23 protein-coding genes and 2 tRNA genes are annotated in these 25323 nt (G+C 71.4%); 9 read left to right on the forward strand and 16 right to left on the reverse strand.

Features of this window, described 5'->3' with window-relative positions; translation table 11 throughout:
- Nucleotides 1-787: 787 nt before the first annotated feature.
- A complete protein-coding gene (locus tag ACZ7G1_RS18145; RefSeq protein WP_470878161.1) occupies nt 788-1231 on the reverse strand; it encodes a GntR family transcriptional regulator in 444 nt (147 codons plus the stop codon).
- Nucleotides 1232-1438: 207 nt separating this feature from the next.
- On the opposite strand from ACZ7G1_RS18145, the gene ACZ7G1_RS18150 reads away from it, so the two are divergent.
- From ACZ7G1_RS18150 to ACZ7G1_RS18180, 7 genes are all read left to right on the forward strand, one after another.
- On the forward strand, nt 1439-1777 hold the full coding sequence (locus ACZ7G1_RS18150; RefSeq protein ID WP_471204191.1) for an SCO3933 family regulatory protein: 339 nt from the start codon (nt 1439-1441) through the stop codon (nt 1775-1777).
- A gap of 163 nt (nt 1778-1940) precedes the next feature.
- Nucleotides 1941-3353, forward strand: coding sequence for an FtsK/SpoIIIE domain-containing protein (locus ACZ7G1_RS18155; RefSeq protein ID WP_470878163.1), 1413 nt, complete (start codon nt 1941-1943; stop codon nt 3351-3353).
- Nucleotides 3354-3387: 34 nt separating this feature from the next.
- The gene (locus tag ACZ7G1_RS18160) at nt 3388-3540 is read left to right on the forward strand and encodes a hypothetical protein (RefSeq protein ID WP_453927520.1); all 153 of its coding nucleotides are present in this window, start codon (nt 3388-3390) and stop codon (nt 3538-3540) included.
- A 48-nt stretch (nt 3541-3588) separates the two neighbouring features.
- Complete coding sequence (locus ACZ7G1_RS18165) at nt 3589-4350, forward strand: DUF2637 domain-containing protein (protein ID WP_470878165.1); 762 nt, start codon at nt 3589-3591, stop codon at nt 4348-4350.
- 126 nt (nt 4351-4476) lie between these two features.
- Nucleotides 4477-5934: a replication initiator gene (locus tag ACZ7G1_RS18170; RefSeq protein ID WP_470878166.1), complete on the forward strand. Its 1458-nt coding sequence runs from the start codon at nt 4477-4479 to the stop codon at nt 5932-5934.
- Nucleotides 5931-6113 carry a helix-turn-helix domain-containing protein gene (locus tag ACZ7G1_RS18175; protein WP_019324615.1) on the forward strand — a complete coding sequence of 61 codons (183 nt, stop codon included), beginning with the start codon at nt 5931-5933 and terminating at the stop codon, nt 6111-6113. Before ACZ7G1_RS18170 ends, ACZ7G1_RS18175 begins: the two co-directional genes overlap by 4 nt.
- Nucleotides 6113-7396 (forward strand): site-specific integrase, encoded by a 1284-nt coding sequence (locus ACZ7G1_RS18180; RefSeq protein ID WP_470878167.1) that lies wholly within the window; start codon nt 6113-6115, stop codon nt 7394-7396. The genes ACZ7G1_RS18175 and ACZ7G1_RS18180 overlap by 1 nt, the downstream gene beginning before the upstream one ends.
- 101 nt (nt 7397-7497) lie before the next feature.
- Here ACZ7G1_RS18180 and ACZ7G1_RS18185 read toward each other — a convergent pair.
- Both ACZ7G1_RS18185 and ACZ7G1_RS18190 read right to left on the reverse strand, forming a co-directional pair.
- Nucleotides 7498-7570 (reverse strand) — tRNA-Arg (locus ACZ7G1_RS18185).
- Between the two features lie 268 nt (nt 7571-7838).
- Nucleotides 7839-7929, reverse strand: a tRNA-Ser gene (locus ACZ7G1_RS18190).
- A gap of 256 nt (nt 7930-8185) precedes the next feature.
- On the opposite strand from ACZ7G1_RS18190, the gene ACZ7G1_RS18195 reads away from it, so the two are divergent.
- Together ACZ7G1_RS18195 and ACZ7G1_RS18200 are read left to right on the forward strand one after the other, a co-directional pair.
- Nucleotides 8186-8605 carry an SSI family serine proteinase inhibitor gene (locus ACZ7G1_RS18195; protein ID WP_470878168.1) on the forward strand — a complete coding sequence of 140 codons (420 nt, stop codon included), beginning with the start codon at nt 8186-8188 and terminating at the stop codon, nt 8603-8605.
- A gap of 112 nt (nt 8606-8717) precedes the next feature.
- A complete protein-coding gene (locus ACZ7G1_RS18200; protein WP_470878169.1) occupies nt 8718-12611 on the forward strand; it encodes a PAS domain-containing protein in 3894 nt (1297 codons plus the stop codon).
- Between the two features lie 114 nt (nt 12612-12725).
- Here ACZ7G1_RS18200 and ACZ7G1_RS18205 read toward each other — a convergent pair whose 3' ends face one another.
- The 13 genes from ACZ7G1_RS18205 to ACZ7G1_RS18265 all read right to left on the reverse strand — a co-directional run bounded on the left by ACZ7G1_RS18205 (nt 12726) and on the right by ACZ7G1_RS18265 (nt 25298).
- Nucleotides 12726-14378: a long-chain fatty acid--CoA ligase gene (locus ACZ7G1_RS18205; RefSeq protein WP_470878170.1), complete on the reverse strand. Its 1653-nt coding sequence runs from the start codon at nt 14376-14378 to the stop codon at nt 12726-12728.
- Nucleotides 14379-14526: 148 nt separating this feature from the next.
- Entirely contained in the window at nt 14527-15072 is a 546-nt protein-coding gene (locus ACZ7G1_RS18210) for a SigE family RNA polymerase sigma factor (protein WP_470878171.1), read from the reverse strand.
- Between the two features lie 125 nt (nt 15073-15197).
- Nucleotides 15198-16106 (reverse strand): DUF1906 domain-containing protein, encoded by a 909-nt coding sequence (locus tag ACZ7G1_RS18215; protein WP_470878172.1) that lies wholly within the window; start codon nt 16104-16106, stop codon nt 15198-15200.
- A gap of 229 nt (nt 16107-16335) precedes the next feature.
- On the reverse strand, nt 16336-17502 hold the full coding sequence (locus ACZ7G1_RS18220) for a lipid-transfer protein (RefSeq protein WP_470878173.1): 1167 nt from the start codon (nt 17500-17502) through the stop codon (nt 16336-16338).
- Nucleotides 17499-17882 (reverse strand): MaoC family dehydratase, encoded by a 384-nt coding sequence (locus tag ACZ7G1_RS18225; RefSeq protein ID WP_470878174.1) that lies wholly within the window; start codon nt 17880-17882, stop codon nt 17499-17501. Before ACZ7G1_RS18225 ends, ACZ7G1_RS18220 begins: the two co-directional genes overlap by 4 nt.
- Nucleotides 17879-19075 carry an acyl-CoA dehydrogenase family protein gene (locus ACZ7G1_RS18230; RefSeq protein ID WP_470878175.1) on the reverse strand — a complete coding sequence of 399 codons (1197 nt, stop codon included), beginning with the start codon at nt 19073-19075 and terminating at the stop codon, nt 17879-17881. The genes ACZ7G1_RS18225 and ACZ7G1_RS18230 overlap by 4 nt, the downstream gene beginning before the upstream one ends.
- 1 nt (nt 19076) lies before the next feature.
- Entirely contained in the window at nt 19077-20012 is a 936-nt protein-coding gene (locus tag ACZ7G1_RS18235; RefSeq protein ID WP_470878176.1) for a bifunctional MaoC family dehydratase N-terminal/OB-fold nucleic acid binding domain-containing protein, read from the reverse strand.
- Entirely contained in the window at nt 20009-21220 is a 1212-nt protein-coding gene (locus ACZ7G1_RS18240; protein WP_470878177.1) for an acyl-CoA dehydrogenase family protein, read from the reverse strand. Before ACZ7G1_RS18240 ends, ACZ7G1_RS18235 begins: the two co-directional genes overlap by 4 nt.
- Nucleotides 21221-21479: 259 nt before the next feature.
- Nucleotides 21480-21785: a hypothetical protein gene (locus ACZ7G1_RS18245; protein WP_470878178.1), complete on the reverse strand. Its 306-nt coding sequence runs from the start codon at nt 21783-21785 to the stop codon at nt 21480-21482.
- A 393-nt stretch (nt 21786-22178) separates the two neighbouring features.
- On the reverse strand, nt 22179-22739 hold the full coding sequence (locus ACZ7G1_RS18250; RefSeq protein ID WP_470878179.1) for an O-acetyl-ADP-ribose deacetylase: 561 nt from the start codon (nt 22737-22739) through the stop codon (nt 22179-22181).
- Between the two features lie 172 nt (nt 22740-22911).
- A complete protein-coding gene (locus ACZ7G1_RS18255) occupies nt 22912-23112 on the reverse strand; it encodes an antitoxin (RefSeq protein ID WP_470878180.1) in 201 nt (66 codons plus the stop codon).
- Nucleotides 23113-23226: 114 nt separating this feature from the next.
- Complete coding sequence (locus ACZ7G1_RS18260; protein ID WP_470878181.1) at nt 23227-23745, reverse strand: hypothetical protein; 519 nt, start codon at nt 23743-23745, stop codon at nt 23227-23229.
- A 380-nt stretch (nt 23746-24125) separates the two neighbouring features.
- The gene (locus ACZ7G1_RS18265) at nt 24126-25298 is read right to left on the reverse strand and encodes a serine hydrolase domain-containing protein (RefSeq protein ID WP_470878182.1); all 1173 of its coding nucleotides are present in this window, start codon (nt 25296-25298) and stop codon (nt 24126-24128) included.
- Between the last annotated feature and the right edge of the window lie 25 nt (nt 25299-25323).

Here is a 25323-nt window from a genome sequence, read left to right on the forward strand (position 1 = left end):
GGGGGGGGGGGGGGGGGGGGGGGGGGGGGGGGGGAGAGAAGCAGACCACCTCTCCCCCCCCCCCCCCCCCCCCCCCGCGGCCCGCGCTAGCGGGCCGCCTTGATCCAGTAAAGAAACTTTGGACAGCTCGCCCCTTCGGCTGCCTCGGCCGGTAGAGCGTGGGCTGTTTTGCCATGTTTCGCTACGGTCTGCTCGCGGGATCGCCGGAATCTATCCACAGGCTCCCGGCTGTCTGATGTTCCTGCTGGAAGTTGTCCACAGGAATGCAGCCGAGCGGGGCCGCTGGAGAGGTGCGGGGATGCGCGTTCTGAGGGGGTGTCCGCTTTCGCTGATTGCGTGCGGCTCGCGCCGGAGGTTCCGGGGCCTACGTACACAGAGAACGAGAAATGTGACCCACGCCACATATAAGCATGGTCACGCGGGATCCGGTTGCGAGACCTTCACAGCGACTGACGGCTTCCCGGGAGGCGGAACTGCCCTGCGGTACTGCCGCCCACGTGACGGGACGCGGCAAGGGATTTTGACAGCCTCTCCCGCCCGGCGGGTCGCGGGGTTGTGGCGAGATGCCCGATCTCAGCAGGCTTCCAGAGGAGGGGCCGGATGGCGCACGCGCACTTCACCAGGGCGGGCCATCGAGGGGTTCTGCGGGACGGAACAAAAGAACGGCGCGGCGATGGGCGGGGAACAGTGAACGAGTCGGAGATATCAGCGCTGGACGCGGACGTGACACTCCTCGCGGCCGAAGTGGCCGACCTTGCCGCGCTCATGCAACAGGTGACGCGCGAGATTAAGCGTCTTCGCCAAGCGCTTGATCCTTCAGCCGCTGAATGAGCTCAAGCGCTTCAACAAGCGTTTCACGCATGGAAGCAACGTCACGTCGAAGGTCTGCGACCTCTTGAGAAAGGCGGACGTACCGCGCATCGGCGGTTGAACCGGCAGCGTCGCCGGCCAGGGAGGTTTCCCCTACCCCCTCCGCGGCTGCGTCGGACTCAGGAGCGGGGCGGCGAATGAAGCTGCCTCGCCCCTGGACGCTGTAGATCAACCCTTCGCTCTTGAGCAGCCGGAACGCGTTCTGCACTGTGGCGCTGGCGAGCCCGAACTTCTCTTGCAGCTCCCGCGAGGACGGCACCTTGTCGCCAGGCCCTAGCTCGCCGCTCTGGATCTGGCGCCGCAGATAGTCGGCCACCTGGACGTAGGGCGGGCGGGAGTCGTCTTCGAGGGGCAGCGTCATGCCCGCAGGATACGGCCGCAGCCTCTGTCATACCTACGGAACGCATGGATAGCAGGATCCCTCCAACGCCTGGGTGTTGCAGTACACCCAGGCGTTGTGGTTACCTCTGGGTGTGGCCGGATCACTGGTCACGAACCCGACTGAAAGGGCTTATTCGCCATGGCCAGGACCGTTATCCGTGTGCACGTGCTCCCCACCACGAACGTCATGACCGGCACGCCGGCAGTGCCGAAGTGGAAGGACCAGGAGAACGGCATCCGCGCGGTGGACTTCGAGACCGGTGCGCCGCTGTGCACCCTGACGCTCTTCGTGATGGAGGGCGAGCGCGCTGAGGCACTGAAGGTGACCGTTCCGCAGACCGGTCTGCCCAACGGTCTGCACCCGGGCCGGTTCGTCCGCCCGGTGGACCTCTTCGCGAGCCCGTGGGCGCGGATCTTCAACGACCAGCTTCAGGAGGGCGTGGCCTACCGCTGCGCGGCACTGGAGCTGGTCGACGCCCCTGCTATGCCGCAGGAGACGACCGGTTCTGAGAGTGCTGCGGCGTGACGTCGCTCCCCGCGTGCCGGGGTGAGACCCCGGATGGCGGCCGTCCGCTCGTGATCTTCATCGACGAGGCTGCCGCCGTCCTTGGGGCACTGCGCCCCCTGCCCTTGCCTTTCCCCACGCGCCCGGTGCGGCGCGATCTTTCGAACGGAACGAAGGAAGACCGGTGAACGAACTCAACGAAGCCTTCGGCTGGCTCCGTGCAGCGGTGTGGCTCGGGCTCGGACTGCTCACCCTGTGGGCCGTGGTCTGGGTGATCCGCTACCTGCGGGCGTCGCCGATGGAGCGGATCAGCATCCGGCAGGCGATACGGATCCGTTGGGGCTGGAAGCGGCTGGCGCGGATGTGCGGGCTGTCGGTCACGGACAAGATGCCGACCGCCCTGGCCTGGCTCGCGACCTCGGACGGCAAGGAACCCAAGCCCCGCGTCCTGGTCCCGGCTCTGAAGGTCACCCCGGATGCCTTCGGGGTGATGGCTGGGGCAACCTGCCTGCCGAAGGTGGGTCTGGCGGAGTTCCAGAAGGCCGCTCCCTATCTGGCGGACGCCTGGCGCATGGCCCGCGTGTCCGTGTTGCCGGGTGACAAGCCCGGACAGGTCACGCTGCGCGGGGTGCGGGTGGATCCGCTGATCACGCCGACCGTTCATGTGCCCAACGACCGCCCGCCGGAGGAGTACGCGGTGTGGGAGCTCGGGGTGGACGAGTTCGGCTTGCCCGTGGTCGTGCCCCTGAAGGAGGTCCCCGGGGTGGCCATGGGCGGATTGCCGGGCTTCGGGAAGACGTCATGCGTGAACCGGCTGGTGTGTGACTGGGCGCCCTCGCCGGCCATCCAGTTCGTCTTCTTCGACGGGAAGGTCTCCCACGCCTACGAGGGCGACTACGCCGACCTCGTGCAGCGCGCGTTCGAGTTCTGCGGGGACGATCTGGAGGAGGCGAACAGGAAGCTGAAGGAACTGGTGCAGCTGCGCCGCGCCCGCTCCGCGTCCATCCGCCGCGTGTTGGGCGTGAAGAACATGTGGCACGTCGGTCCCTCGGAGGACTGGCCGCTCATCGTCGTCGTCATCGACGAGGCCCACACCTACTTCCGCGACTACAAGGGCTCCGACCCGGCTACAAAGAAGCTGGCCGCGCTCGCGGCGGAGAACGCCCGCCTGGTGGAGGACCTGGTGAAGAAGGGCCGCTCTGTCGGATTCCTGACCCTGCTGACCACTCAGAAGACCACCGGAGACGCGATCCCCACCTTCATCCGCGATGTGTGCCCGGTCGGGCTGTCATTCGCGCAGAAGACCGCCGACGCCGCCGTGGCCGCGCTCGGTGACGACATCCGCGAGTGGCCCGACGCCAGCCCGGTCACCCTCCAGGACCCCGCCTACGTCGGCGTCGCAGTCATGTCCCAGCACGGCCGCCCCGGCTTCATCCGCATCCGCACCCCCTACGTCGCCGACCGGGACGCCGCCCGCGTCGCCGAACAGACCACCCACCTCGTTCGCCACCCGGCCAAGCTCCTGAAAGACCTGATCCACCGCACGGGCGTGGACCTCAACAAGGAGGACCCCGAGCCCCCGGCGGAAGCGGCCTGAGATGCGGCCCTCCATGCGGATCTACATCCAACACATGCGCAAGGCCATCACTACCGGGGACCTTGACCGCGCCGCGCGGATAGGCATCGCCGCCTACCGCATCGCCAACACCCATGAACGCCAGGTCCTGGAGACCTACCTCGGTCCGAACGTCGCCCACAGGGCCGAACTCGTCCCCGCGAGCTGACCCGCCGGCCTCGGCCCCAACTCCCCTTGGAAGGAGGTGAATCCCTTCATGTCAGAAGACCGGATCACTCAGCGCACCGTGACCGTGGTCATGGCAGTCATCGCCCTGCTGGCCTTCGTGTTCTCCTTCGGCAACGTCTGGAACCTGGCCCTGCGCCTGGGCGTCCCCGACCCGGTCGCGCCCCTGATCGCGCCGATGGTGGACCTGTCCGTCCTCGGCCTCCTGGTCGCCCTGCGGTACCTGTCCCTGCGCGGCGTGGCCGCCGACGACCTCAAGGGCGCGAACCGGTTGATGCACACCTCCGGCTTCTTCACCCTCGCCCTCAACATCGCCGAACCCGTCATCGCCGGGCACTACGGCCGCGCCTGCGTAGACGCCGTGGCCCCGCTGCTCCTCCTCGGCTGGGGTGCGGTCGGCCCCGCACTCCTGCGCCACTTCCACGCCGTCACCACCGCGGCCCCCGCCACCACAACAGCTGTGCTCCCGGCCCCGGCTCCTGTGGCCGACCCCGCGTCGAACCCGGAATCCGTACCGGAGGACATTCCAGCCGACGCCGGAGCCGCCCTCATCCCGGAGCCTGCTCCTGAACCGGTTGCCGTGCCCGAACCCGCGGCGCCCCCGGCCCCCGCTCCTGTCGCTGTGCCGCATCCGGCCGCCAAGGTGGCCCCGGCTCTGCTGGACGCCGCCCGCGAGATCGCCGACGCCCACCGCACCGCTACCGGCCAGCCCATCACGCTGCCGCAGCTCAAGGCCCGTCTCGGCGTCAGCCTCCCCCTGGCCACCGCCGCATACGCGGCACTGAGGGCCTGACCCTCCGCCGGCCTTCCGGCATCTCCTCCTGGCCTCCTGGGCCTGACCCGTCATGCCCTCGGGCGGCACCTGGCTCCGTCTCGGTGCTGCCCGGGGCCTCCATCAGCGGAAAGGATTCCCCTGCCGATGCCCCGCGACCTCGACCTGCGGCACGTGATCAGCCCCGCTGTCCGGGACCTGATCGAACTGGCCAACCTCGGCGACTTCGACCGCACCCGCGAGCAGATCACCCGCCTGCGCGGCTGCACCCGACCGATCAACCTGGTCGGCCACACCACCACCCGCGACCACGCCACCGGCGAAACGATCCGCTCGTACTCCACCAGCGACGAGCCCACCGGACGTCTGCTGACCACCTGCGGCAACCGCCGCGCCTCCCGCTGCCCCACCTGCTCCCGCCTCTACGCCGCCGACACCTACCACCTCATCCGCGCCGGACTCTCCGGCGGCAAGAACGTCCCCGAAACCATCCGCACGCACCCCAGGGTCTTCCTGACCCTCACCGCCCCCTCCTTCGGCCCCGTCCACAACCGAACCACCACCAAGGACGGCAAGCCCCAGCCCTGCCGCTGCGGCACCCGACACCCCGACAGCGCCCCCGAACTCGGCACCCCTCTGAGCCCAAAGACGTACGACTACACCGGCGCCGTGCTCTGGAACGCCCACGCAAGCGCTCTTTGGGCACGCTTCACCCTCAACCTCCGCCGCACCCTCGCCGCAAACTTCGGCATCACGCAGAAGGACATGAACGCGGCCCTGCGGATCTCCTTCGCGAAGGTCGCCGAGTACCAGCAGCGCGGCCTGGTCCACTTCCACGCCGTCATCCGCTTCGACGGACCTGACGGCCACACCAGCACCCCGCCGGCCTGGGCCACCACAGACCACCTCCTCCGCGCGATCAAGCCCGCGCTGAAGCGGACCACCCTGACCGTTGTCTCCGACACCGTGGGGGACCGCGAAATCGGCTGGGGCAAGAGGTCCAAGGTGGACGAGATCACCGCGCTCGGCGACGGCGAACTGACTGACAAGGCGGTGGCGGGCTACATCGCCAAGTACGCCACCAAGAGTGCCGAGGACTCCGGAACGGTTGACCGTTCGCTGGTCTGCCGGACCTGCTCCGGCCGTGGCACGGTCGGCGGCCGAATCCGGGAGTTGTGCCCTGACTGTGAAGGCACCCGCCAGGCCGAACCCCTGCGGGACCTGCCCGTCCACCAGCACGTGCGGCAGATGATCCGCACCGCCTGGGACCTCGGCGGCCTGCCCGAGTTCGCGGACCTCAAGCTCTGCAAGTGGGCCCACATGCTCGGCTTCCGCGGCCACTTCTCCACCAAGTCCCGCGCCTACTCCACCACCCTCGGCGCCCTCCGCGACGTCCGCCGCGCCTGGCGCCTCGCCCAGGCCGACGCCGCCCGCGTCCGCGCCGGCCGCCCCGTACCCGCCCCGGACACCGTGCTCGTCACCGAGTCCTCCTGGGCCTACCTCGCCTCCGGCTACCGCCCCGGCGAAGAACTCCTCGCCAACCAGACCCGCCACGACGTCAGCCAGGCCCAACGCCTCAAGCACGAAGGGCTGGAGCCTGCATGACGACCGCCGTACTCACCGTGGACCAGGTCGCCGAGCGTCTCGGCATCAGCCGCTGGAAGGTCCACGACCTGATCCGCTCCCGCGAACTCGCCTCTTTCAAGATCGGCCGCTGCCGCCGCATCAGCGAAGCCGCGCTGGACGCCTACGTATCCCTCCGCACCGAACAGGAAGCCGCCTGATGGCCAAGCCGAAGAAGAACGCCAACAACGAGGGCACCATCTACCAGCGCAAGGACGGCCGCTGGGAGGGCAGCGCGTACGTCCTGACGACGGACGGCACGTACAAGCGGCGCAGCGTCTACGGCAAGACCTGGGACGAGGCGCACGAGAAGCTGACCAAGCTCAAGGCCGACTCGCTCAGCGGCCTTCCGGTGGCCACCAACAAGATGACGATCGCCGAGTACCTGGCGTACTGGCTGGCGAGCGTCGCCAAAACCAAGGTCCGCCTGACGACCTACGTCAACTACGAATCCCTCGTCCGGAACTACGTCACCCCGGAGTTCGGCAAGAAGAAGCTGGTCCGGCTCACCGCCCGCGACATCCGCGCCTTCCTCATGAAGACGGCGGCCACCTGCCAGTGCTGCGCGCAGGGGAAGGACAAGAAGCGCCCGGAGCACAAGCGACGCTGCTGCGCCCTCGGCAAGTGCTGCAAGAAGCTCCCCTCGGACCGGACCGTCCGCTTCCTGCTTGTGATCCTGCGTGCGGCTCTCCAGCACGCCGTACGGGAGGACGAGCTGCCCCGCAACGTGGCCCGGAACGTGGAGCTGAGCATGGGTACCAAGCGCGAGATCGAACCGCTCACCGCTGCGGAAGGGCGTCGGCTCCTGACGGCGGCCCGGGAAAACCGGCTCTGGGCCGCGTACGAGCTGGCGGTCCGCATCGGGCTCCGGCGGGGTGAGCTGCTGGGGCTGCGCTGGTCGGACGTGGATCTTCTCGACGGGGTTCTGACCGTCCGGCAGGCTCTTCAGCGTGTGGGCGGCGAGCTGCTGATCGTCGCGCCGAAGACCCAGCGCTCGGCCCGGCGCGTGGCGCTGCCGGCCGAATGCGTGACCGCGCTCCGTGCCCAGCGCGCCCAGCAGATCGCCGACCAGAAGGCCGCGGGTCACAACTGGAAGGGGACGGGGCAGGGCCTCGTCTTCACGACGAAGAACGGGACACCCATAGAGCCCCGCAACCTGAACCGGTCCTTCGAGGCCCTGTCCGCCCGCGCCGGCGTCCGCAAGGTCCGCTTCCACGACCTGCGCCACACGTGCGCGTCCCTGCTCCACGAACAGGGTGCCGATGCCCGAATGATCATGGAGGTTCTGGGCCACAGCTCTATCCGCGTGACCATGGACATCTACACCTTCGTGCGGCTGGACTCCCAGCGCTCCGCCTTCGACCGCGTCGGGGACGCGCTGAGGGGTGACGGCAACGGGCCGGACGATGACGACGGCGCGGCCGGTGTCCTCGTAGCCGTCTGATCGGTCCGCAGCGGCTCTTCGAAGCGGTTGCCGTCAATCACTGCCGTCACGACATACGACAGAGGCCCTCAGGATCTCTCCTGAGGGCCTCTGGCCTGCTGTGCACTCGGCAGGATTCGAACCTGCAACCTTCTGATCCGTAGTCAGATGCTCTATCCGTTAAGCTACGAGTGCTTGCTTTTAGTTCTTGTCTCCGTTTTCCGGCCCTTTCGGCCCGCTGTCCCGGCGACAGGAAGAACATTACATGAGTCCCGCCGTCATGTGAAATCCATTCCCCGCACCCGTTGTGACCTGCGGAAACGTGGTGATGGGGGCGAGTGGGGGGTGGGGGTGGGGTGGGGCGGCGGGGGTGGGGATCAGGGGGGAAGAGACCGGGGTCACATGGGGTGGGGAGGCGGGAACGACGAAGCCCCGGCCTTTGGGGCCGGGGCTTCGGTTGGGGCGGAGGCGGAGGGATTTGAACCCTCGATGGGCTTGAAGGCCCAAACCGCATTAGCAGTGCGGCGCCATAGACCGGACTAGGCGACGCCTCCTTGCACCTCGCGCATGCGCGGGTGGTGCGTGCAGATGATGACACAGGCGAACCGGGTGTCACCAATCGATTCTCACCGTACTAGGCGTACGGGGTCCAGGGCAAAGCCCTGGGGGTGGGGGACTCGGGTGGCGCACAGGGGTTGCGCAACGTGGTGGGGGGCGGAGCGTTAGAAGGGGCGGGCGGGCGGTGTGTCCGGCTGCTTTCGGGCGGGTGCGGGGTGTGCCCGCCGTTCCTTCGTGCCTCTGGAGATCTGCATGCTGCGAAGCCTGGTCGTCGCGAGTCTCGTCACCGCCGCGGGGGCGGGGGTGGGGCCGTTGCCGCCGCTGCCGTTGCTGTCGGGGCCCGACACGCTGACGGTGGTGGTGGAGAAGAGCGGCTATCCCGCGGCTGACGGAACGTTCGAGCTGACGTGCGACGGGCGGGCCGAGGGGAGCCATCCGGCGGCGGAGGACGCGTGCAAGCGGCTGGAGCAGCTGGCGAAGCAGGGGGTCAACCCGTTCAAGCCGGTGGCGAAGGACGCGATGTGTACGCAGGTGTACGGGGGCCCGGCGCTCGCGCACGTCACGGGCACGTGGCAGGGCCGTGAGATCGACGCCCGGTTCAGCCGGGCGAACGGCTGCGAGATCGACCGGTGGGAGAACCTGGAGCCGCTCCTTCCGATCGTCCGGGGATGACGGCCGGGGGCTCCCTTAGACTCCCTTCAGTGACAGGCTGCGGCCCGAGGGGCAAGATGGGGCCGCGGTCGGTGGGCAAGCACGTGCAGTGGTTCTGGGAGGAAGCGTCGTCGTGAGCAGCAGGCCATCCCGAGGCGCTGCTCGCCTCGCAGCGATACTCGACGCCCTCCCCGACGGCCTCGTGCTCGTCAACTGCAACGGCACGGTCGTCAACGCCAACACGATCGCCCTGGGCATGTTCGAGACGCCCGGCACCGCGCTCGTCGGGCGCGGTCTGCTCGACCTGCTGCCGGGCTTCGACTCGCGCCTGATCCCCGGCTCCATGCGCCGCCCCGAGGGCACCGACGAGCGGGGCCGTACCAAGCCCGCCCGGATGATCGCCCGACGTACCGACGGCAGCGAGTTCGCCGTCGAGGTGACCAGCGCCAGCCTGGAGGACGGCCGCGAGGCCTACGACTCGTACGGCGGCTACACCGGCGACGAGCTGCTGATGCTGGTCGTGCGGGACCTCACCGGCACGCTCGACACCGAGGCGGAACTCGCCCGTTCGCAGCGCCAGACCGAGATGATCCTGCGCGCCGCGGCCGAGGGCGTCGTCGGTACGGACACGGACGGCCGGGTCGTCCTCGTGAACCCCGCCGCCGCGCAGATCCTCGGCTACCGCGCCGGCGAGCTCGGCGGCCAGGAGCTGCATCCGCTGATCCTCGCGAAGCGCGCGGACGGCGAGCCGTTCCCGTACGAGGAGTCGCCGCTCGCCGACACGCTCAAGTCGGGCCGCAAGCACCGGGTCCGCGGGCAGGTCCTGTGGGCGAAGAAGGGCCACCGGGTACCGGTCGACCTGACGACCGCTCCAGTACGGGACGGGGACCAGCTCGTCGGCGCGGTGATGACCTTCACCGACCGCAGGCCGTACGAGGAGCTCGTCGAGAAGCACACGGCCGAGCTCGCCGAGCTCACCGAGCGGCACGCCGCCGAACTGGCCGACCGGGCCGAGCGGCACGCGGCCGAACGGGAGGCGCAGCAGGAGCTCTACGCCTCGCTCGCCGCCCGCCAGGAGCAGCTGACCGCGGTCCTCGCCGAGTCGCTGCGCGGGCCCCTCGAAGAGCTCCGCACCCAGCTGGGCGCCCTCGCCGCCGACGACGCCGGGCAGCTGTGGCCCGAGGCCAACCAGGTGCTGCACCACCTCGCCGCCGGGTACGCCCGGATGACGGCCCTGGTGGACAACGTCCTGGGCTTCCAGCGGCTCGACGCGGGCACGGAGGAGCTCGACAAGCGGGTCGCGCTCCTCGACGGGGTCGTGACGGCCGGCATCGACGGGGCCGTCGAGCTGATCGGGCCCGGCCGCGCGCAGTTCGCCGTGCACGCGCCGCCGATCGAGGCCGAGGTCGACCCGGTCCGGCTCGCGACCGCGCTCTCGCACCTCGTCGCGGACGTCGCAGGCGTCGACGCCACCGGCAAGAACCGCGCCACCGCCCAGGGCACCGTCCCCGCCGACTCCACGATCGTCGTCGCGGCCGCCCAGCGCGGTGACGTCGTCCGCATCGAGGTCCGCGGCCCCTACGCGGGCGGCGACCCGGTCCACGGGCCGGTCGTGCGCGGGATCGTGGCGGCGCACGGCGGTGTCGTGCAGACCCACGAGGTGCCGGGCACGAGCGGCGGCGCGTACGTCCTCGAAGTCCCGCTCGGCGCCGGGCGCGGCACGGTCCCGCCCGCCCCGCGGAACGACGCCCCCGAGGGCGGCCGCGAGGCCCTCGCGCTGCCCGCGCAGGCCACCGCGTCCGTCACCGGTACGAGTCCCGCGCCCGGTTCCGCGCCCGGTTCCGCGCCCGGTTCCGCGCCCGGTTCCGCCGACGCCGCCCATCCGGTCCCCGCCTCCGGCCAGGACACCTCCGGCGGCGGACGCCGACGGGCCCGCCGCGGCTCGACCGACGCCTTCCTGGAGAGCCCGGTCGCACCCGAGGCCGCCGGCGCCGAACCCAGTGGCCGCCGCCGGGCCCGTACGGGAGAGGCCGCCGCTCCGGCCGAGCTGATCCCCGCACAGCAGAACGCCGCCGTGGACGCCGTACCGGCCCCGGCCGGGCTCGTCGACGCCGGCGGGCGCGTGGAACCCACCGGGCGCCGTCGTGGCCGTCCCGCCGAGGGCTCCGTCGTGACCGCCGCCGAGGGCGCTCAGGGCCGTGCCGCGCTGGGTGCCGCCGTGCCGCCGCAGGGCGTCGCCGTCGAGCCCTCCGGCGCTCCCGCGCTCGCCCGCGCCCTGCCGGCCGTCGCCTCCGGCGAGGACGCTCCGGCGGAGCAGCCGAGCGGGCGCCGGCGCAGGGCGCTGGCCGCCGCGCAGGAGCGCGCTGCCGCGGCCGACGCCGGGCCTCGCACGCCGTTCGCGCTGCCGCCGGCCGACGCGGACCGGGCGCCCGAGGCGACCGGGGTTACCGGGGTTACCGGGGTTACAGGGGCGGAGGAGCAGGCCGGGCAGGCCGGGCAAGTTGGTCAGGCTGGTGGGCCGATGACCGTGGGGCCCGCGCCCGTCGTGCCGGGGCTCGGTGCCGTGCCCGTGCCGGCCGGTGGGATGCCGATGCCCGGTGCCGGGGCCGTGCCTGGTGCCGTAGCCGGTTCCGGGGCCGGGGCCGAGGTCGTGCCCGGGCCCGTGCCCGTACCGCCGTCGGGTGTGCTGCCGGTGTCCGATGAGGGGCAGCACGAGGCGGTACGAGGGGTGCCGGGGGCCGGGCATACGCCGCCGCAGCCGCATCCGGTGCCGCAGGGCGGGGACGGGGCGGCGACCGGGCGTCGCCGGGCCGTCGCGGCGCCGCGGGTGGAGTCCGGGGCCGAGACGCGGAGCGGGACGGGGAACGGGGGCGGGACCGGGTCCGTACCGCTGCCGCCCGAGTTGCCGATGCCGAAGGATTCGACGCAGGGGCGGGCGTTCAGCGTGCGGACGCTCGGGCAGGGCGTGCCGTTCGTGCCGCCCGCGCCCGCTGTGACGCCCGCGCCTGCTGTGGCGCCTGTGGCGCCGTCCAATGGGTCCGGGCGGCGGAGGAGGCTCGCCACGCCGCCGGAGGTGGACCCGCCGGTGCCCGCGCAGGCTGGGGCCGAGGTCGAGGCGAGGCCGCATCCGCAGGCAGCGCCCGAGGGGGCGCTCGGGCTTGTGACGGCGGCGCCCGAGGGGCGTGCGTACGCCATAGGGGCGCCCGCGGAGGGCTCGGCGGAGGGTCCTGAGCCGCTGGACGGTCCCGGGGGTGCGATCGAGGTCGCCAACCGGCCGGCCCCGCGGCCGGTCGACGACGAGCTGCCGCCGGAGCCGCTCGACAACCCGCGCCGGCTGCTCGTCTGGCCCGCGCCGGACGTCGCCACCCAGCAGGCGCTGAGCGACCGCGGCTACCGGCCGGTGATCGTGCACTCCCGCGAGGAGGTCGACGCGCAGATCGCCGCCTTCCCGGCCGCGCTGTTCGTGGACCCGCTGACCGGGCCCATCACCAGGACCGCGCTCCAGTCGCTGCGTCAGGCCGCGGTCGCCGCCGAGGTGCCGGTGCTGCTCGCGGCGGGTCTTGGACAGGCGACCCGGGAGGCGGCGTACGGCGCCGATCCTGCCGTGCTGCTCAAGGCGCTCGCGCCGCGCGACAGCGAGCAGCACCCGTCGCGGGTGCTGCTGATCGAGGAGCACGAGGACATCGCGGAGGCGCTCGCGGCGACCCTGGAGCGGCGCGGGATGCAGGTGTCGCGGGCGGCGACGGACACCGAGGCGGTCGCGCTCGCCACGGAGATCCGTCCGAACCTGGTGGTGATGGACCTGATGCAGGTGCGCCGCCGCCGGGCCGGGATCATCGACTGGCTGCGGGCGAACGGGCAGTTGAACCGCACTCCGCTCGTCGTCTACACCTCGGTCGACCTCGACGAGGAGGAGCTGCCGAAGCTGTCCTCGGGCGAGACGGTCCTCTTCCTCGCCGAGCGCTCGAACAGCGACGAGGTCCAGGCCCGGATCGTCGACCTGCTCGCGAAGATCGGGACCAACTAGGGCCGAAGGCAACGCGTAAGCCGGGAACACGTAAGCCGGCTACGCGTACGCCGGGAACGTGTACGGGGAGGGCCGGTGCGGCCCTCCCCGTACGCGTATCGCCGGCGTGCGTGCCTACAGCTGGGTCACGTCAAGCTCGCCCTCCGCGTACTGCCTGCGGATGACCTTCTTGTCGAACTTGCCGACGCTGGTCTTCGGGACGGCGGGCACGATCGCCCAGCGCTCCGGGAGCTGCCACTTGGCGATGCCGCCCTCGTCGGCGAGGAAGGACCGCAGGGTCTCGTAGTCCGCCGACTCGCCCTCCTTGAGGACGACGGTGGCCAGCGGGCGCTCGCCCCACTTCTCGTCCGGCACGGCGACGACGGCGGCCTCGGCGACGGCCGGGTGGGCCATCAGGGCGTTCTCGAGCTCGACGCTGGAGATCCACTCGCCGCCGGACTTGATGACGTCCTTGGCGCGGTCGGTGAGGGTGAGGTAGCCGTCAGGGCTGATGACGCCGACGTCGCCGGTCTTCAGCCAGCCGTCCTCGCTGAACTTGTCGTCGGGGCGGATCGCCTCGCCGTCGACGCCGCCGAAGTACGCGCCCGCGATCCAGGTGCCGCGGACTTCGAGCTCGCCGGCCGACTCGCCGTCCCAGGGGAGGTGTTCGCCGCCGGGGCCGACCAGACGGGCCTCGACGCCGGCCGGGAAGCGGCCCTGGGTGACGCGGTAGGGCCACTCCTCCTCGGCGGTGAGGCCGTGCGGCGGGTGGGCCATCGTGCCCAGCGGTGAGGTCTCGGTCATGCCCCAGGCGTGGCAGAGGCGGACGCCGAGCCGGTCGTACGCCTCCATGAGCGAGGGCGGGCAGGCCGCGCCGCCGATGGTGACCTGCTTCATGGAGGAGAGGTCGCGGGGGTTGGCGGTGACCTCGGCGAGGAGGCCCTGCCAGATGGTGGGGACGGCGGCCGCGTGGGTCGGCTTCTCGCGCTCGATCATGTCGGCGAGCGGGGCCGGCTGGAGGAAACGGTCCGGCATGAGCATGTTGATGCCGGTCATGAAGGTGGCGTGCGGCAGGCCCCAGGCGTTGACGTGGAACTGCGGGACGACGACCAGGGTCGTGTCCTTGTCGGTGAGGGCCATCGACTCGGCCATGTTGACCTGCATGGAGTGCAGGTAGATCGAGCGGTGGGAGTAGACGACGCCCTTCGGGTCGCCGGTGGTGCCGGAGGTGTAACACATCGCCGCGGCCGAACGCTCGTCCAGCTCGGGCCAGTCGTACGTGGTCGGGCGGCCGGCGATCAGCTCCTCGTACTCGTGCACGCGCGGCGCGGCGCCGTCCAGGAGCGAACGGTCGCCGGGGCCCGCGACGACGATGTGCTCGACCGTCGGCAGGTGCGGGAGCAGCGGGGCGAGGAGCGGGAGCAGGGAGCCGTTGACGAGGACGACCCGGTCGGCGGCGTGGTTGACGATCCACACCAGCTGCTCGGGGGGCAGGCGGAGGTTGAGCGTGTGGAGGACCGCGCCCATCGAGGGGATCGCGAAGTAGGCCTCGACGTGCTCGGAGTTGTTCCACATGAGGGTGGCTATCCGCTGGTCGCCGACGACTCCGAGTTCGTCGCGCAGGGCGTTGGCCAGCTGATGCGCGCGGGCCCCGGCCTCCGCGAACGTGCGGCGCTGCGGCTCGGGCTCTCCCGTCCAGGTGGTGATCGTGGACTTCCCGTGGATCGTCATCCCGTGCTTGAGGATGCGGCTCACGGTCAGCTGTACGTCCTGCATGGTGCTGTACACGGGGCGTCCTCCCGGTGGGCGCTACGTGGCAGTAAGGGTGGGGAGATTCTGCGCACGTACCGCGCGGTATGTCACTACCCGGGAGTACGGAAATTGCCAGTGATCACTGGCGGATGTCCATGAAAGAGGGACATGATGCCCCGCTTCGTCACCTTACGGGGGTCAGCTCCGGGTCCTCGCGGAGCTTGCCGAGCGCTCTGGACACCGCGCTCTTGACCGTGCCGACCGACACCCCGAGCACCTCGGCGGTCTGCGCCTCGCTCAGGTCCTCGTAGTACCGCAGCACCACCATCTGCCGCTGCCGCTCCGGCAGCTTCAGGACCGCCCGCCACATCGCGTCGTGCAGCACCTGCCGCTCGGCCGGGTCCGGCTCCGGGAACCCGGTGGGCTCCGGCAGCTCCTCGCAGACGAACTCGTCGACCTTGCGCTTGCGCCACTGCGACGTACGGGTGTTCAGCAGCGCCCGGCGGACGTAACCGTCCAGGGCACGGTGGTCCTCGATGCGCTCCCAGGCCATGTAGGTCTTGGTGAGCGCCGTCTGGAGGAGGTCCTCGGCGTCCGAGGGGTTGGCGGTCAGGGAACGCGCGGTGCGCAGCAGCACGGGCCCGCGCGCCCTCACGTACGAGGTGAAGGACGGGTACGTCGCGTACTGCGAGGCACCGGCGCAGACGGGGCCAGAAGGTGGCGGAGTCATGACTCCACGCTAGGAGGGGACGGCCCCCCGGCGGATCGGCCCCAGGTCCCGAACCGCGGTCCGCCTCAGGTTGTAGGGGTGGGGACGGCTCCACCTCCTCTGGGTGGAGTCCCCCGACCCCCGTGTCAGGGTCGGGGGGCCTTCGCCGGGGTCGTGACGCGGGCGACGGGGGCGTCCACGGCGCTGCGGTCGATCAGGAGGCGGCGACCCCCGTGGGACTCGGCGACGTCGCCCGCGTACTGGTGGATACGGGCGCGGGGCGTCCAGGCCTGCGGGTGCAGTACGGACTCGGCGTACAGCGCGGGCCGGCCACGCCAGCGCGCGAACCACATCACCGACGGCAGGTCCTTCGTGCCCGCCCTCCGCTGCGCCTCGATGTCCCGCACCCCCGAGTCGGCGCTGCTGTAGAAACCGGGGACGTAGCCGAGGCGCCGCACCTCGCGGTTCCAGCCCCGGACGAACGAGAGCGTCGTCGCGGCACAGCGCGCGTCGTCCCGCTCGTACGCCTCGATGTCGAGGTACAGCGGACTGCTCGCGCCAAGACCCAGCGCCCGCGCCGCCTTCACCGCCTCGCCCGCCTCCCGCGTGCCCTGCCTCCAGGGCCCCGCGCCGATGGCGTACCGCCGCTTGGCCGGGGAGACGGCGCACGGCGCCTGGGAGCCGACGAACAGCGGCAGCACCCGCCACCCCATGCCGTGCACCGACTCCACCCACGTGCGGCTCAGCTCCCGCTGCTCCGGACACCCCCTCCCCCGCCCCGCGAAGTACACCCCCACCGCCCCGTACGCCGAACTCCGCCACGCCTTCATCACCGCCAGCGACGGCGCCTCGCAGGTGTCGAACGCCTTGCCCGCGAAGTACGCGAGGGCGGGGGCGGGGGCCGGGGCGGGGGCCGCGGGGGCACCCGGCGCCGTGCCTGTGGCCGTGGCCGTGGGACTGTCCGGCGCCGTGGCTGTGGCCGTGGCCGGCGTCGGGGTGGCCAGGAGGGCCGCGCCGGCCACCGCCGCCAGCAGACCGGCGACGACGGTCCGCACCCCCGCCGTGGACCGCGGACGCGAGGGCGGGCGGCACGGCGGGGGCACGGGTGCCGGTACGGGGCCGGGTGGGGGCTCGGATACGGAGTGGGATGGGGGCTCGGATACGGAGTGGGATGGGGGCTCGGTTACGGAGTCGGGGTCAGGTCGGGTGGAGGCTCGGGCTCTTGTGCTCATGGCGCGAGTGAAGGACCGGGCGGGCCGCGCGGCCACTGGTGGGGCCGTCGCCTCAGCCGTCCGAGCCCAGGATCAACCCGGACGTGGGAACACCGGTGCCCGCGGTGACGAGGGTGCGGGCCGCGCCGGGTATCTGGTTCACGGAGGTGCCGCGCAGCTGTCGGACCGCTTCGGCTATGCCGTTCATGCCGTGGAGGTAGGCCTCGCCGAGCTGGCCGCCGTGGGTGTTCAGCGGGAGCGCGTCGGCCGCGACGAAGTCGGCCGCCTCGCCCGGCGCGCAGAAGCCGAACTCCTCCAGCTGCATCAGCACGAACGGGGTGAAGTGGTCGTAGAGGATGCCCACGTCGATGTCGGTGGGCGCGAGCCCGGACGTCCGCCACAACTGCCGGGCGACCACGCCCATCTCCGGCAGCCCGGCCAGCTCGTCCCGGTAGAAGCTGGTCATGGCCTCCTGCTTGCGTCCGGCGCCCTGGGCCGCCGCCACGATCACGGCGGGCGGATGGGGCAGGTCGCGGGCCCGCTCGACCGAGGTGACGACGATCGCCTGGCCGCCGTCGGTCTCCTGGCAGCAGTCGAGGAGCCGGAGCGGCTCGACGATCCAGCGCGAGGCGGCGTGGTCGGCGAGGGTGATCGGCTTCCCGTGGAAGTAGGCGGCGGGGTTGCGGGCCGCGTGCCGCCGGTCGGTGACGGCGACATGGCCGAAGGCGTCCGGGGTGAGGTTGTAGGTGTGGAGGTACCGCTGGGCCGCCATCGCGACCCAGGAGGCCGGGGTGAGCAGCCCGAAGGGCAGCTGCCAGCCCAGGGCGGCGCCCTCGGCGGAGGGTTCGCGCTGCTGGACGCCGGAGCCGAAGCGGCGGCCCGAGCGCTCGTTGAACGCCCGGTAGCAAACGACGACCTCGGCGACTCCGGCGGCGACCGCGAGCGCGGCCTGCTGCACGGTGGCGCAGGCCGCCCCGCCGCCGTAGTGCACCCGGGAGAAGAACGACAGCTCGCCGATGCCGGACGCCTGGGCGACGGTGATCTCGGGGTTGGTGTCCATCGTGAAGGTGACCAGGCCGTCGACGTCGGCGGGGGTGAGCCCGGCGTCGTCCAGGGCCGCCCGCACCGCCTCGACGGCGAGCGAGAGTTCGCTGCGGCCCGAGTCCTTGGAGAACTCTGTCGCCCCGATGCCCACGACGGCCGCCCGGCCGCCCAGCGTGTCCCTGCCGCGGACGCTCATCGCGCCACCTCCACGGTGACCGTCCCGGTGACGTGGTGCCCGAGCCCGTTCGCCCCGACCACCCGGACCCGGGCCGTGTCCCCTTCGACCTCGGTGACCGTGCCGGTCAGGACCATGGTGTCGCCCGGATAGTTGGGCGCGCCGAGCCGGATGGCGACCTTGCGCAGGACGGCCTGGGGGCCGAAGTGGTCGGTGATGTAGCGGCCGACGAGCCCGTTGGTGGTGAGGATGTTCATGAAGACGTCCGGGGAGCCCTTCTCGCGGGCCAGCTCCGCGTCGTGGTGCACGTCCTGGTAGTCGCGGGAGGCGACGGCCCCGGCGACGATCAGGGTGCGGGTGATCGGGATGCTCAGCGGCGGCAGCTCGTCCCCCGGCTTCATGACAGCTCTCCCTTCGCGAGCAGGTCGCCGAGCTCGGCGAGGAGTTCGGTGCCGCAGCCCAGATACGCGTCGAGCTGCCGGCCCCACAGGAAGTGGCGGTGGACCGGATGGTCGAGGTCCGCGCCCATGCCGCCGTGCAGATGCTGCCCCGCGTGCACGACCCTCTTCCCCGCCTCGGAGGCCCACCAGGCGGCGGTCAGGGCCGCGCCCTCCGCCGCCAGCCCCTCGTCGAACCGCCAGGCCGCCTCGTACGCCGTGACCCGGATGGCCTCCGTGTCCATGTGCGCGTCGGCCGCCCTCAGTTGCACCGCCTGATGCGTGGCGAGCGGCCGCCCGAACTGCTCCCGCACCGAGGTGTACGCCACCGCCCTGGCCAGCGACCCCGCGCACACCCCCGCCTGCAGCCCCGCGAACGCGATCCGCGCGGCGGCCAGCACGTCTGCGTAGGCCGCGGGCGCGGCCCGGTTGTGCTCGTCGGGCCCCGTCCCGGTCGCCGACCCCGTCCCCGTTCCCGTTCCCGGGGGACGTCCCTCGGGCCCCGCCGGACGTCCCTCGGCCGCCCCGAGCCGCTCCGCCGGCGCTCCGTCCAGGACGAGCCGGCCGGCCGACCACGGGGCCGTGAGCTCCACGGCCTCGACGGTCGCGTCCTCGGTGCGGACCAGCCACAGGACGTGATCCTCGTCCGGGACGAGGACATGGGTCGCGTCCCTGAGCCACGGCACCCACTCCACGACCCCACTGAGCCGAGCACCACCGGAGCCCCCGAGCACCGGAGACGTCGAGGCCGCCGCCCCCGTAGAGGCCGTAGAGGCGGTCGAGGCCGGCGCGCTCGCGACGGCCGTCGTCGGCAGCGCGCCCGTCACGACCGTGGTGCCGTCGCGGAGGCCGGGGAGGAGGCGGTCGCGCTGCTCGGCCGTGCCGTGCCGGGCGACGGCGAGGATCCCGTACACGCAGCTCGCGGCGAAGGGGACCTGGGCGGTGACCCGGCCCTGTTCCTCCAGGAGGAGGACGAGGCCTAGGAGGCCGGTGTCCTCGACGGAGCCCGGGAGGCCCGCGGCGCAGAGCGCCTTCCAGAGTTCGGCGTCGGTGCCGGTACCGGCGGACCTGAGCCGCTCGTGGGTGGAGAGGTCGCCGAAGATCCGGCCGGCCAGCTCGCGGGCCGCCTCCTGCTCCTCGGTGGGGGTGAAGTCCATGTCAGTCCTCCCCTCCCGCGCGGAAGACGGGGAGCTCCAGCTCCTCGTCAGCCCGCAGGAACTCCAGCCGCACCGGCATCCCGATCCGCACCTTGTCGTACGGCACTCCCACCACGTTGCTGATCATCCGTACGCCCTCGGCGAGTTCGACGAGGCCGACCGCGTAGGGCGGGTCGAACGCCGGGAACGACGGGTGGTGCATCACCACGTACGAGAAGACCGTCCCCTCACCGCTCGCCTCGACCGTGTCCCACTCCCGCGACCCGCAGTCGGCGCACCCGGGCAGCCAGGGGAAACGCAGGGCCGCGCAGTCGCCGCAGCGCTGGATCAGCAGCTTGTGCGCGGCCACGCCCTCCCAGAACCCGGCGTTGTCCCGGTTGATGACGGGCCTGGGCCTGCGCGCCGCGGGCCGCCCGGCCGGGGGCGTGGGCTTGGCGGGTCGGTCGGCGGGGGCGTACTTCAGGATGCGGAAGCGGTGGGTGCCGGCGAGTTCGCCGCCCGCCCGGACGTCCATCCTGGTCGTCACGAAGTGGCCCGTGCCGAGCTTGGTGGTCTTGCGCGGGGAGACGGACTCGATGACGGCGTCGAAGGTGATCTCGTCGCCGGGCCGCAGCGGCCGCAGGTACTCCTGCTCGCAGTCGGTGGCGACCACCGAGGTGTACCCGGCGCCGTCGAGGAGCGCGGACAGTTCGTCGTACGCCCCGGAGCGGTCGGTGTGGCCGGAGAGGCCGCCCATCGTCCAGGCCTGGAGCATGGTCGGGGGTGCGACGGCGTCCGGTCCCCGGTAGGCGGGGTGCTCGTCCCCCATGGCCTCGCACCAGTGCCTGATCATGGGCAGGTTGACCGGGTCCTTGCCGGTGCCGCCGATGGCGGCCGGCCTGCCCTCGTAGGCCACGAGCCGTTCGTACAGCGGGTCGTCCCGCTCCGTGGGGGTCATCGCCGCCCCCTCCCCTTCATGCCGAGCCGCATCCTCGCGACGATCTCGCGCTGCACCTCGCTCACCCCTCCCCCGAAGGTGTTGATCTGTGCGGCACGGTTCATGCGCTCCAGCTCACCGCCGTCGAACTCCCCCGGCGATCCCGCTCGCACCGTCCCCGCTCCGCCCGCGATCTCCTGACATATTCGATACACCTCCACCGCCGATTCGGTTCCCGCGAACTTCACGCCGCTCGCGTCCCCCGGGGCCAGTCGGCCGGCCCCCACATCCCCCACCAAACGCCAGTTCAGCAGGCGTGTCGCGGCCAGCCTGGCGTGCGCTTCGGCGGCCCGGATTCTGATCCACGGCTCGTCAACGCGGCGCTTGCCCGTCACCGGATCGGGGGTACGGGCCCGGTCCAGCACGGCCGCGAAGAAGTCCTCGGCCTGCATGCCGATCGCGGCGAGCGCGACCCGTTCGTGGTTGAGCTGGCTGGTGATGAGCCCCCAGCCGCCGTGCTCGGGTCCGACGAGGTTCCCGGCGGGGACCCGGATCCCGTCGTAGTAGGTGGCCGTCGTCGTCAGCCCGCCCACGGTCGCGATCGGCGTCCAGGAGAAGCCGGGGGCGTCGGTGGGGACGAGGACGATCGAGATGCCCCGGTGCGGCGGCGCGTCGGGATCGGTGCGGCAGGCGAGCCAGATCCAGTCGGCGTTCTGGGCGTTCGAAGTGAAGATCTTCTGCCCGTCGATCACCCAGCAGCCGTCCTCCGCCGGGCCGCCGCCCGGCGCGTTCCCCGCCGGCCCGCCCGGGTCCCGTACCGCCCGGGTGCGGAGCGAGGCGAGGTCGGTGCCCGCCTCGGGCTCGCTGTACCCGATGGCGAAGACGGTCTCGCCGCGCAGGATCCGGGGCAGGAAGTAGGCCTTCTGCTCCTCGGTGCCGTACGCCATCAAGGTCGGTCCGACCGTGTTCAGGGTGACCATCGAGACGGGGGCGCCCGCGCGGTAGGCCTCGTCGAAGAACACGAACTGCTCGTCGGGGCCGCGCCCCTGCCCGCCGTACTCCTCCGGCCAGCCCAGGCCGAGCAGCCCGTCGGCGCCGATCCTACTCAGCAGCCGGCGCTGGGCCGCCGAGTCCTCGGGCGGCGGCGGACCGTCGGGCATCAGCTCCCGGAAGTACGCGCGGAGTTCGGCGCGCAGCCGCAGCTGCCGCTCGGTCGGGGCGAGGTGCACGGCGACGGCCTCCCGTGGGACGACTGAGGTTTCTGACTGTCCGTCAGATTCAGGACCCCTGTCAAGGTCGGAGACGCCCGGAGGATCACCCGTAACGACACACAGACCACCCACAACAGCACGAGGACCGCCCCACAGCGCCCACGACGGCCACCCCCAACAGCGCGACGGCCCGCACGTCGGTACCGAAGTACCGCCGTACAGGCCGTCGTTCACACCGCGGTCACGCCCCCCGTCGGGCCGGATCCCGTGCTGTCGGTCACCACCACGGGTTGAAGTTCACGACGTTGTTGGACTGCGCGATGTGCGTGAACGCGGAGCCGTTCACACTCGCGGTGTTGTTCTGGTTGGAGGCACCGGAACCGGTCGCCACCTGCTGCGTGGTGGTCGAGTTGCCGTAGTTGTCCCCACCCACGCCGCTGCCGATGATCGACGCGACGCTCGTGTTCGATCCGTCGTCCGCGAACCCGCCGTTGTCGGCCTGGGCCACCCCCGTGAAGAGCGCGGCGGCGAGGGGCAGGGCGGCGGCGGCGGCGAAGATGCGGGCGGTACGGATGCTTGCCATGTCTGTTCCTCCGGGAACTGAAACTGGTGCTGGTGCACGGAGCTGTTCTGAAGTGATCTGAACTACGGCCATGTCCAAGGCAGTTGGCCTACCGCCCCGGTCGTTTTCTGCTCGACGTCGCGAATCCAGAGTTGCCCACCGAATCCCCGGCGAACCACCCCGGAGCGGCCGATTCCCCCGCAAGCGTGAGGACAAGCCGATAAACCCCAACAGTCAGATGAAAGCCGCAGCTCACAGCCCCGCAGAGGCTTCAGGACCGGCACAGCCGATGCGCCGCAAGAGAGGAAGCGTTCCGGCAGATTTTCCGCCAACCTTCCGCATGGACGGATGCCACGGCGCGTCTCCCGGCCGGAGAAATAGAACTCATCCACCGACCGCGAAGAGGAATTCGAATCAGCGCCCGCCTTCGTTTCCCGTGGCGTCCCCCGTGGCATCCCCCGTCGCGTTCCCCACCGCCGCCTCGAAAGCCGCGTACGCGGGCGCGTCGAACAGCACGAACCGCACTTCCTCCACCTCGGTACGGGCCGCCCGTACCGTCTCCACCGCGATCCGGGCGCCGTCGTCCATCGGCCAGCCGTAGATCCCGGTGGAGATCGCCGGGAACGCGACCGTACGGTCCCCCAGCTCGTCGGCCACCCGGAGGGACTCGCGGTAACAGGAGGCGAGCAGCTCCGAACGGTCCTCGTCCCGCGACCAGACCGGCCCGACCGTGTGGATCACATGCCGGGCCGGCAACCGCCCCGCCGTGGTCGCCACGGCGCGCCCGGTCGGCAGCCCCTTGCCGTAGTGCGAGCGCCGCAGGTCCTGGCAGGCGGCCAGGATCTCGGGACCGCCCTTCCGGTGGATGGCGCCGTCGACCCCGCCGCCACCGAGCAGCGAGGAGTTCGCGGCATTGACCACCGCGTCCGCCGCCTCGACGGTGATGTCCCCCTGAACCAGCACGATCCGCACCACGACGGGCCCCTTCCTCCGGTTGTCCCCGCTCCCCGGATCCAAGCCCCTGTCACCACGCCCCGGCCACTCGATTTCGCACCACCGGCACAGCCGGAAGGGGCGCCCCGGGCACGATCCCGGCACGCCCCTTCACCCTCCTCCGTACGACCCCGCCCGCGAGTGCGGCAGAGCCCTACTGCTGGGGCGGCGGCTCGCTCTGGCCCCGGTCCGTGGTGCCCAGCTGCTCCTTGAGCTTGTCCTGGGCCGTGTCGACCTGGCTGCTGTACTTGCCCTGCGTCTTGTCGTCGACGAAGTCGCCCGCCTTGTCGATGCCCTGGGACGCCTTGTCCTCGTGCCCCTTCAGCATTCCCTTGAGCTTGTCCATCATGGACATCCTGGCCTCCTAGCGCGGTTCCAGCCCCTCCAGCATCACGGCCCCCCACCCAATCCGCATCCGCAGAACCCCCACCACTCCCTACGCTCCTCCCCTGACCTGCGCTTTCACCCCTCAGACGGGCGCCTCGGACCGGCTGCACCCATACCTGGAGGCCATGTCGTACTCATGGCCGACGGTGATCGTGCGCGCGCAGGAGGGGCACACAGCGGTGTTCACGGGATTGACCCGCAGGACATAGACGCCCTCCAGCGCGAGCACCGCGTCCACCTGCTGCTTGCCGTGCTCCGCGATCCCCTGCTGGATGAACTCGAACGCGCCGTAGACGGAGCCGCATTCGCACTCGACCCGGTTGGAGTACGAGTGGCCCAGGCCCTCGACGCCCAGCTCCGACTCGATCCTGGCCAGCTCATCGTTGGAGACGGCCTCCAGCCCCCGCTCCTTGACCCGCATGGGCGTCCAGTACCAGGACCTGACCCTCGCCGCCTGCTCCGGAGTCAGGTAGAACGTCGCGGACCTGCCGCCCCTCAGGGTGTCCTGCACGGTGGCGACCACCGTGCTGTCATCGGCCGAGATCACGGCCTTTCCACTGCCGACGACGTCTTCGACGGAGTCGAGCGAGAAGCCTGCCATGTCGGGTACCTCCAAAGGGGGCAGGTCAGAAGAAGGGGGCCACAGCCCACACCTGCTGCGATCGTCACCCCCTGTCCCCGCCCCCGCCATCCCGGGACCCCCACCCGGTGGTACGAGCCCGCCGGGTGGCCCGGACGCCAAGAGGGGCGCCCTGTTTCCGGGGCGCCCCTCTTGGCGTCGGCGTGGAGGCCGAATCAGTGCGGTGGGTGTGGGATTTGAACCCACGGTGACATCGCTGCCACGACGGTTTTCAAGAGAGTGCTGCGGGAAGCGTCTTCACCGTGGCTGACCTGCTCGTTCCCCGGTTGCCTGACCCCTTGCCGCCTCCGGCGGTCCACACCTGGTCCACTGGCTTCATACGGGCCCCTGCCGCGCTGCCGTCACGCCACAGCCTTCCGTACTGCCTCCGCCAGCGTAGCCGCCCGCACGTCGTCCGACCCGCTGACGATGTGGTTCATGACGTAGCCGAAGGCGATGCCTTGCTGTGGGTCGGCGAAGGCGAGTGAGCCACCGCGGCCCGTGTGGCCGAACGCCTGCGGACCGGTCATGGCGTTGCCTTCCGTGGGCAGCATGTAGCCGGTGCCGAATCGGCTGGGGATCAGCATCACCTGATCCTTCCCACTGGCCTGTTCCTTGGTCGCCGATGCCAGGGTCTCCGGGGCAAGGAGGCGTACTCCGTCAACCTCGCCGATCAGCGCCGCGTACATGCGGGCTAGTGCCCGTGCGGTGCCGATGCCGTTGGAGGAGGGGAGTTCCGCAGCCTGTACCTCTGGCGAGTCGAAGTCGATCGCGGCCGGGTTGGTGACCGCGAACGCCCGGTTGCTCAGTGAGTTCGGGTCCCGCCAAGCGGCTACCTGTTCACGAAGATCCTCGGGAACCGACTCGGCCGGCACCGCCGTAAGGTCCACGGCCGGTGGGCGGTACGCCATACGGCTGACTCGATCGCGTTCCCCCTCGGGCAGGCCGATGAAGAAGTCCAGTCCCAGCGGGCGCGCGATCTCCTCGGCGAAGAACCGGCCCATCGAGCGGCCGGCGGCTCGGCGGATCACCTCGCCGACCAGCCAGCCCCACGTTCGGCCGTGGTACCCGTGCGCAGTGCCCGGAGTCCACTGGGGGCGCTGGGCCGCCAACGCTGCCACCATGGGCTCCCAGCTCAGCGCCTCGGCGAGGGGCAGAGGGTGATCCAGCGCGACTAGGCCGGCTTGGTGGGACAGAAGCCAGCGGACGGGGATGTCCGCCTTGCCGTTCGCCGCGAACTCCGGCCAGTACCTCGCCACCGGTGCGTCGAGGTCGAGCATGCCGCGCTCGGCCAGCATGTGCGCTGCGGTCGTGGTGGCTCCCTTGGTTGCCGAATAGACCAGTTGCAGGGTGTCCCGCCTCCACGGACGCCCGGTTTCCGGGTCGGCGACTCCAGCCCAGAGGTCCACCACTGGCCGACCGTGCTGGTAGACGCACACGGCCGCGCCGATGTCCCCGTGCTGGGTGAAGTTCGCCAAGAACGCCTCGCGGACCGGCTCGAAGCCGGACGCCACCTCACCGTCGATCGTCGTCATGCCGCTCATCCTGGCAGCCGGGCTG

Source organism: Streptomyces sp. NPDC037273 (genome assembly GCF_055603625.1).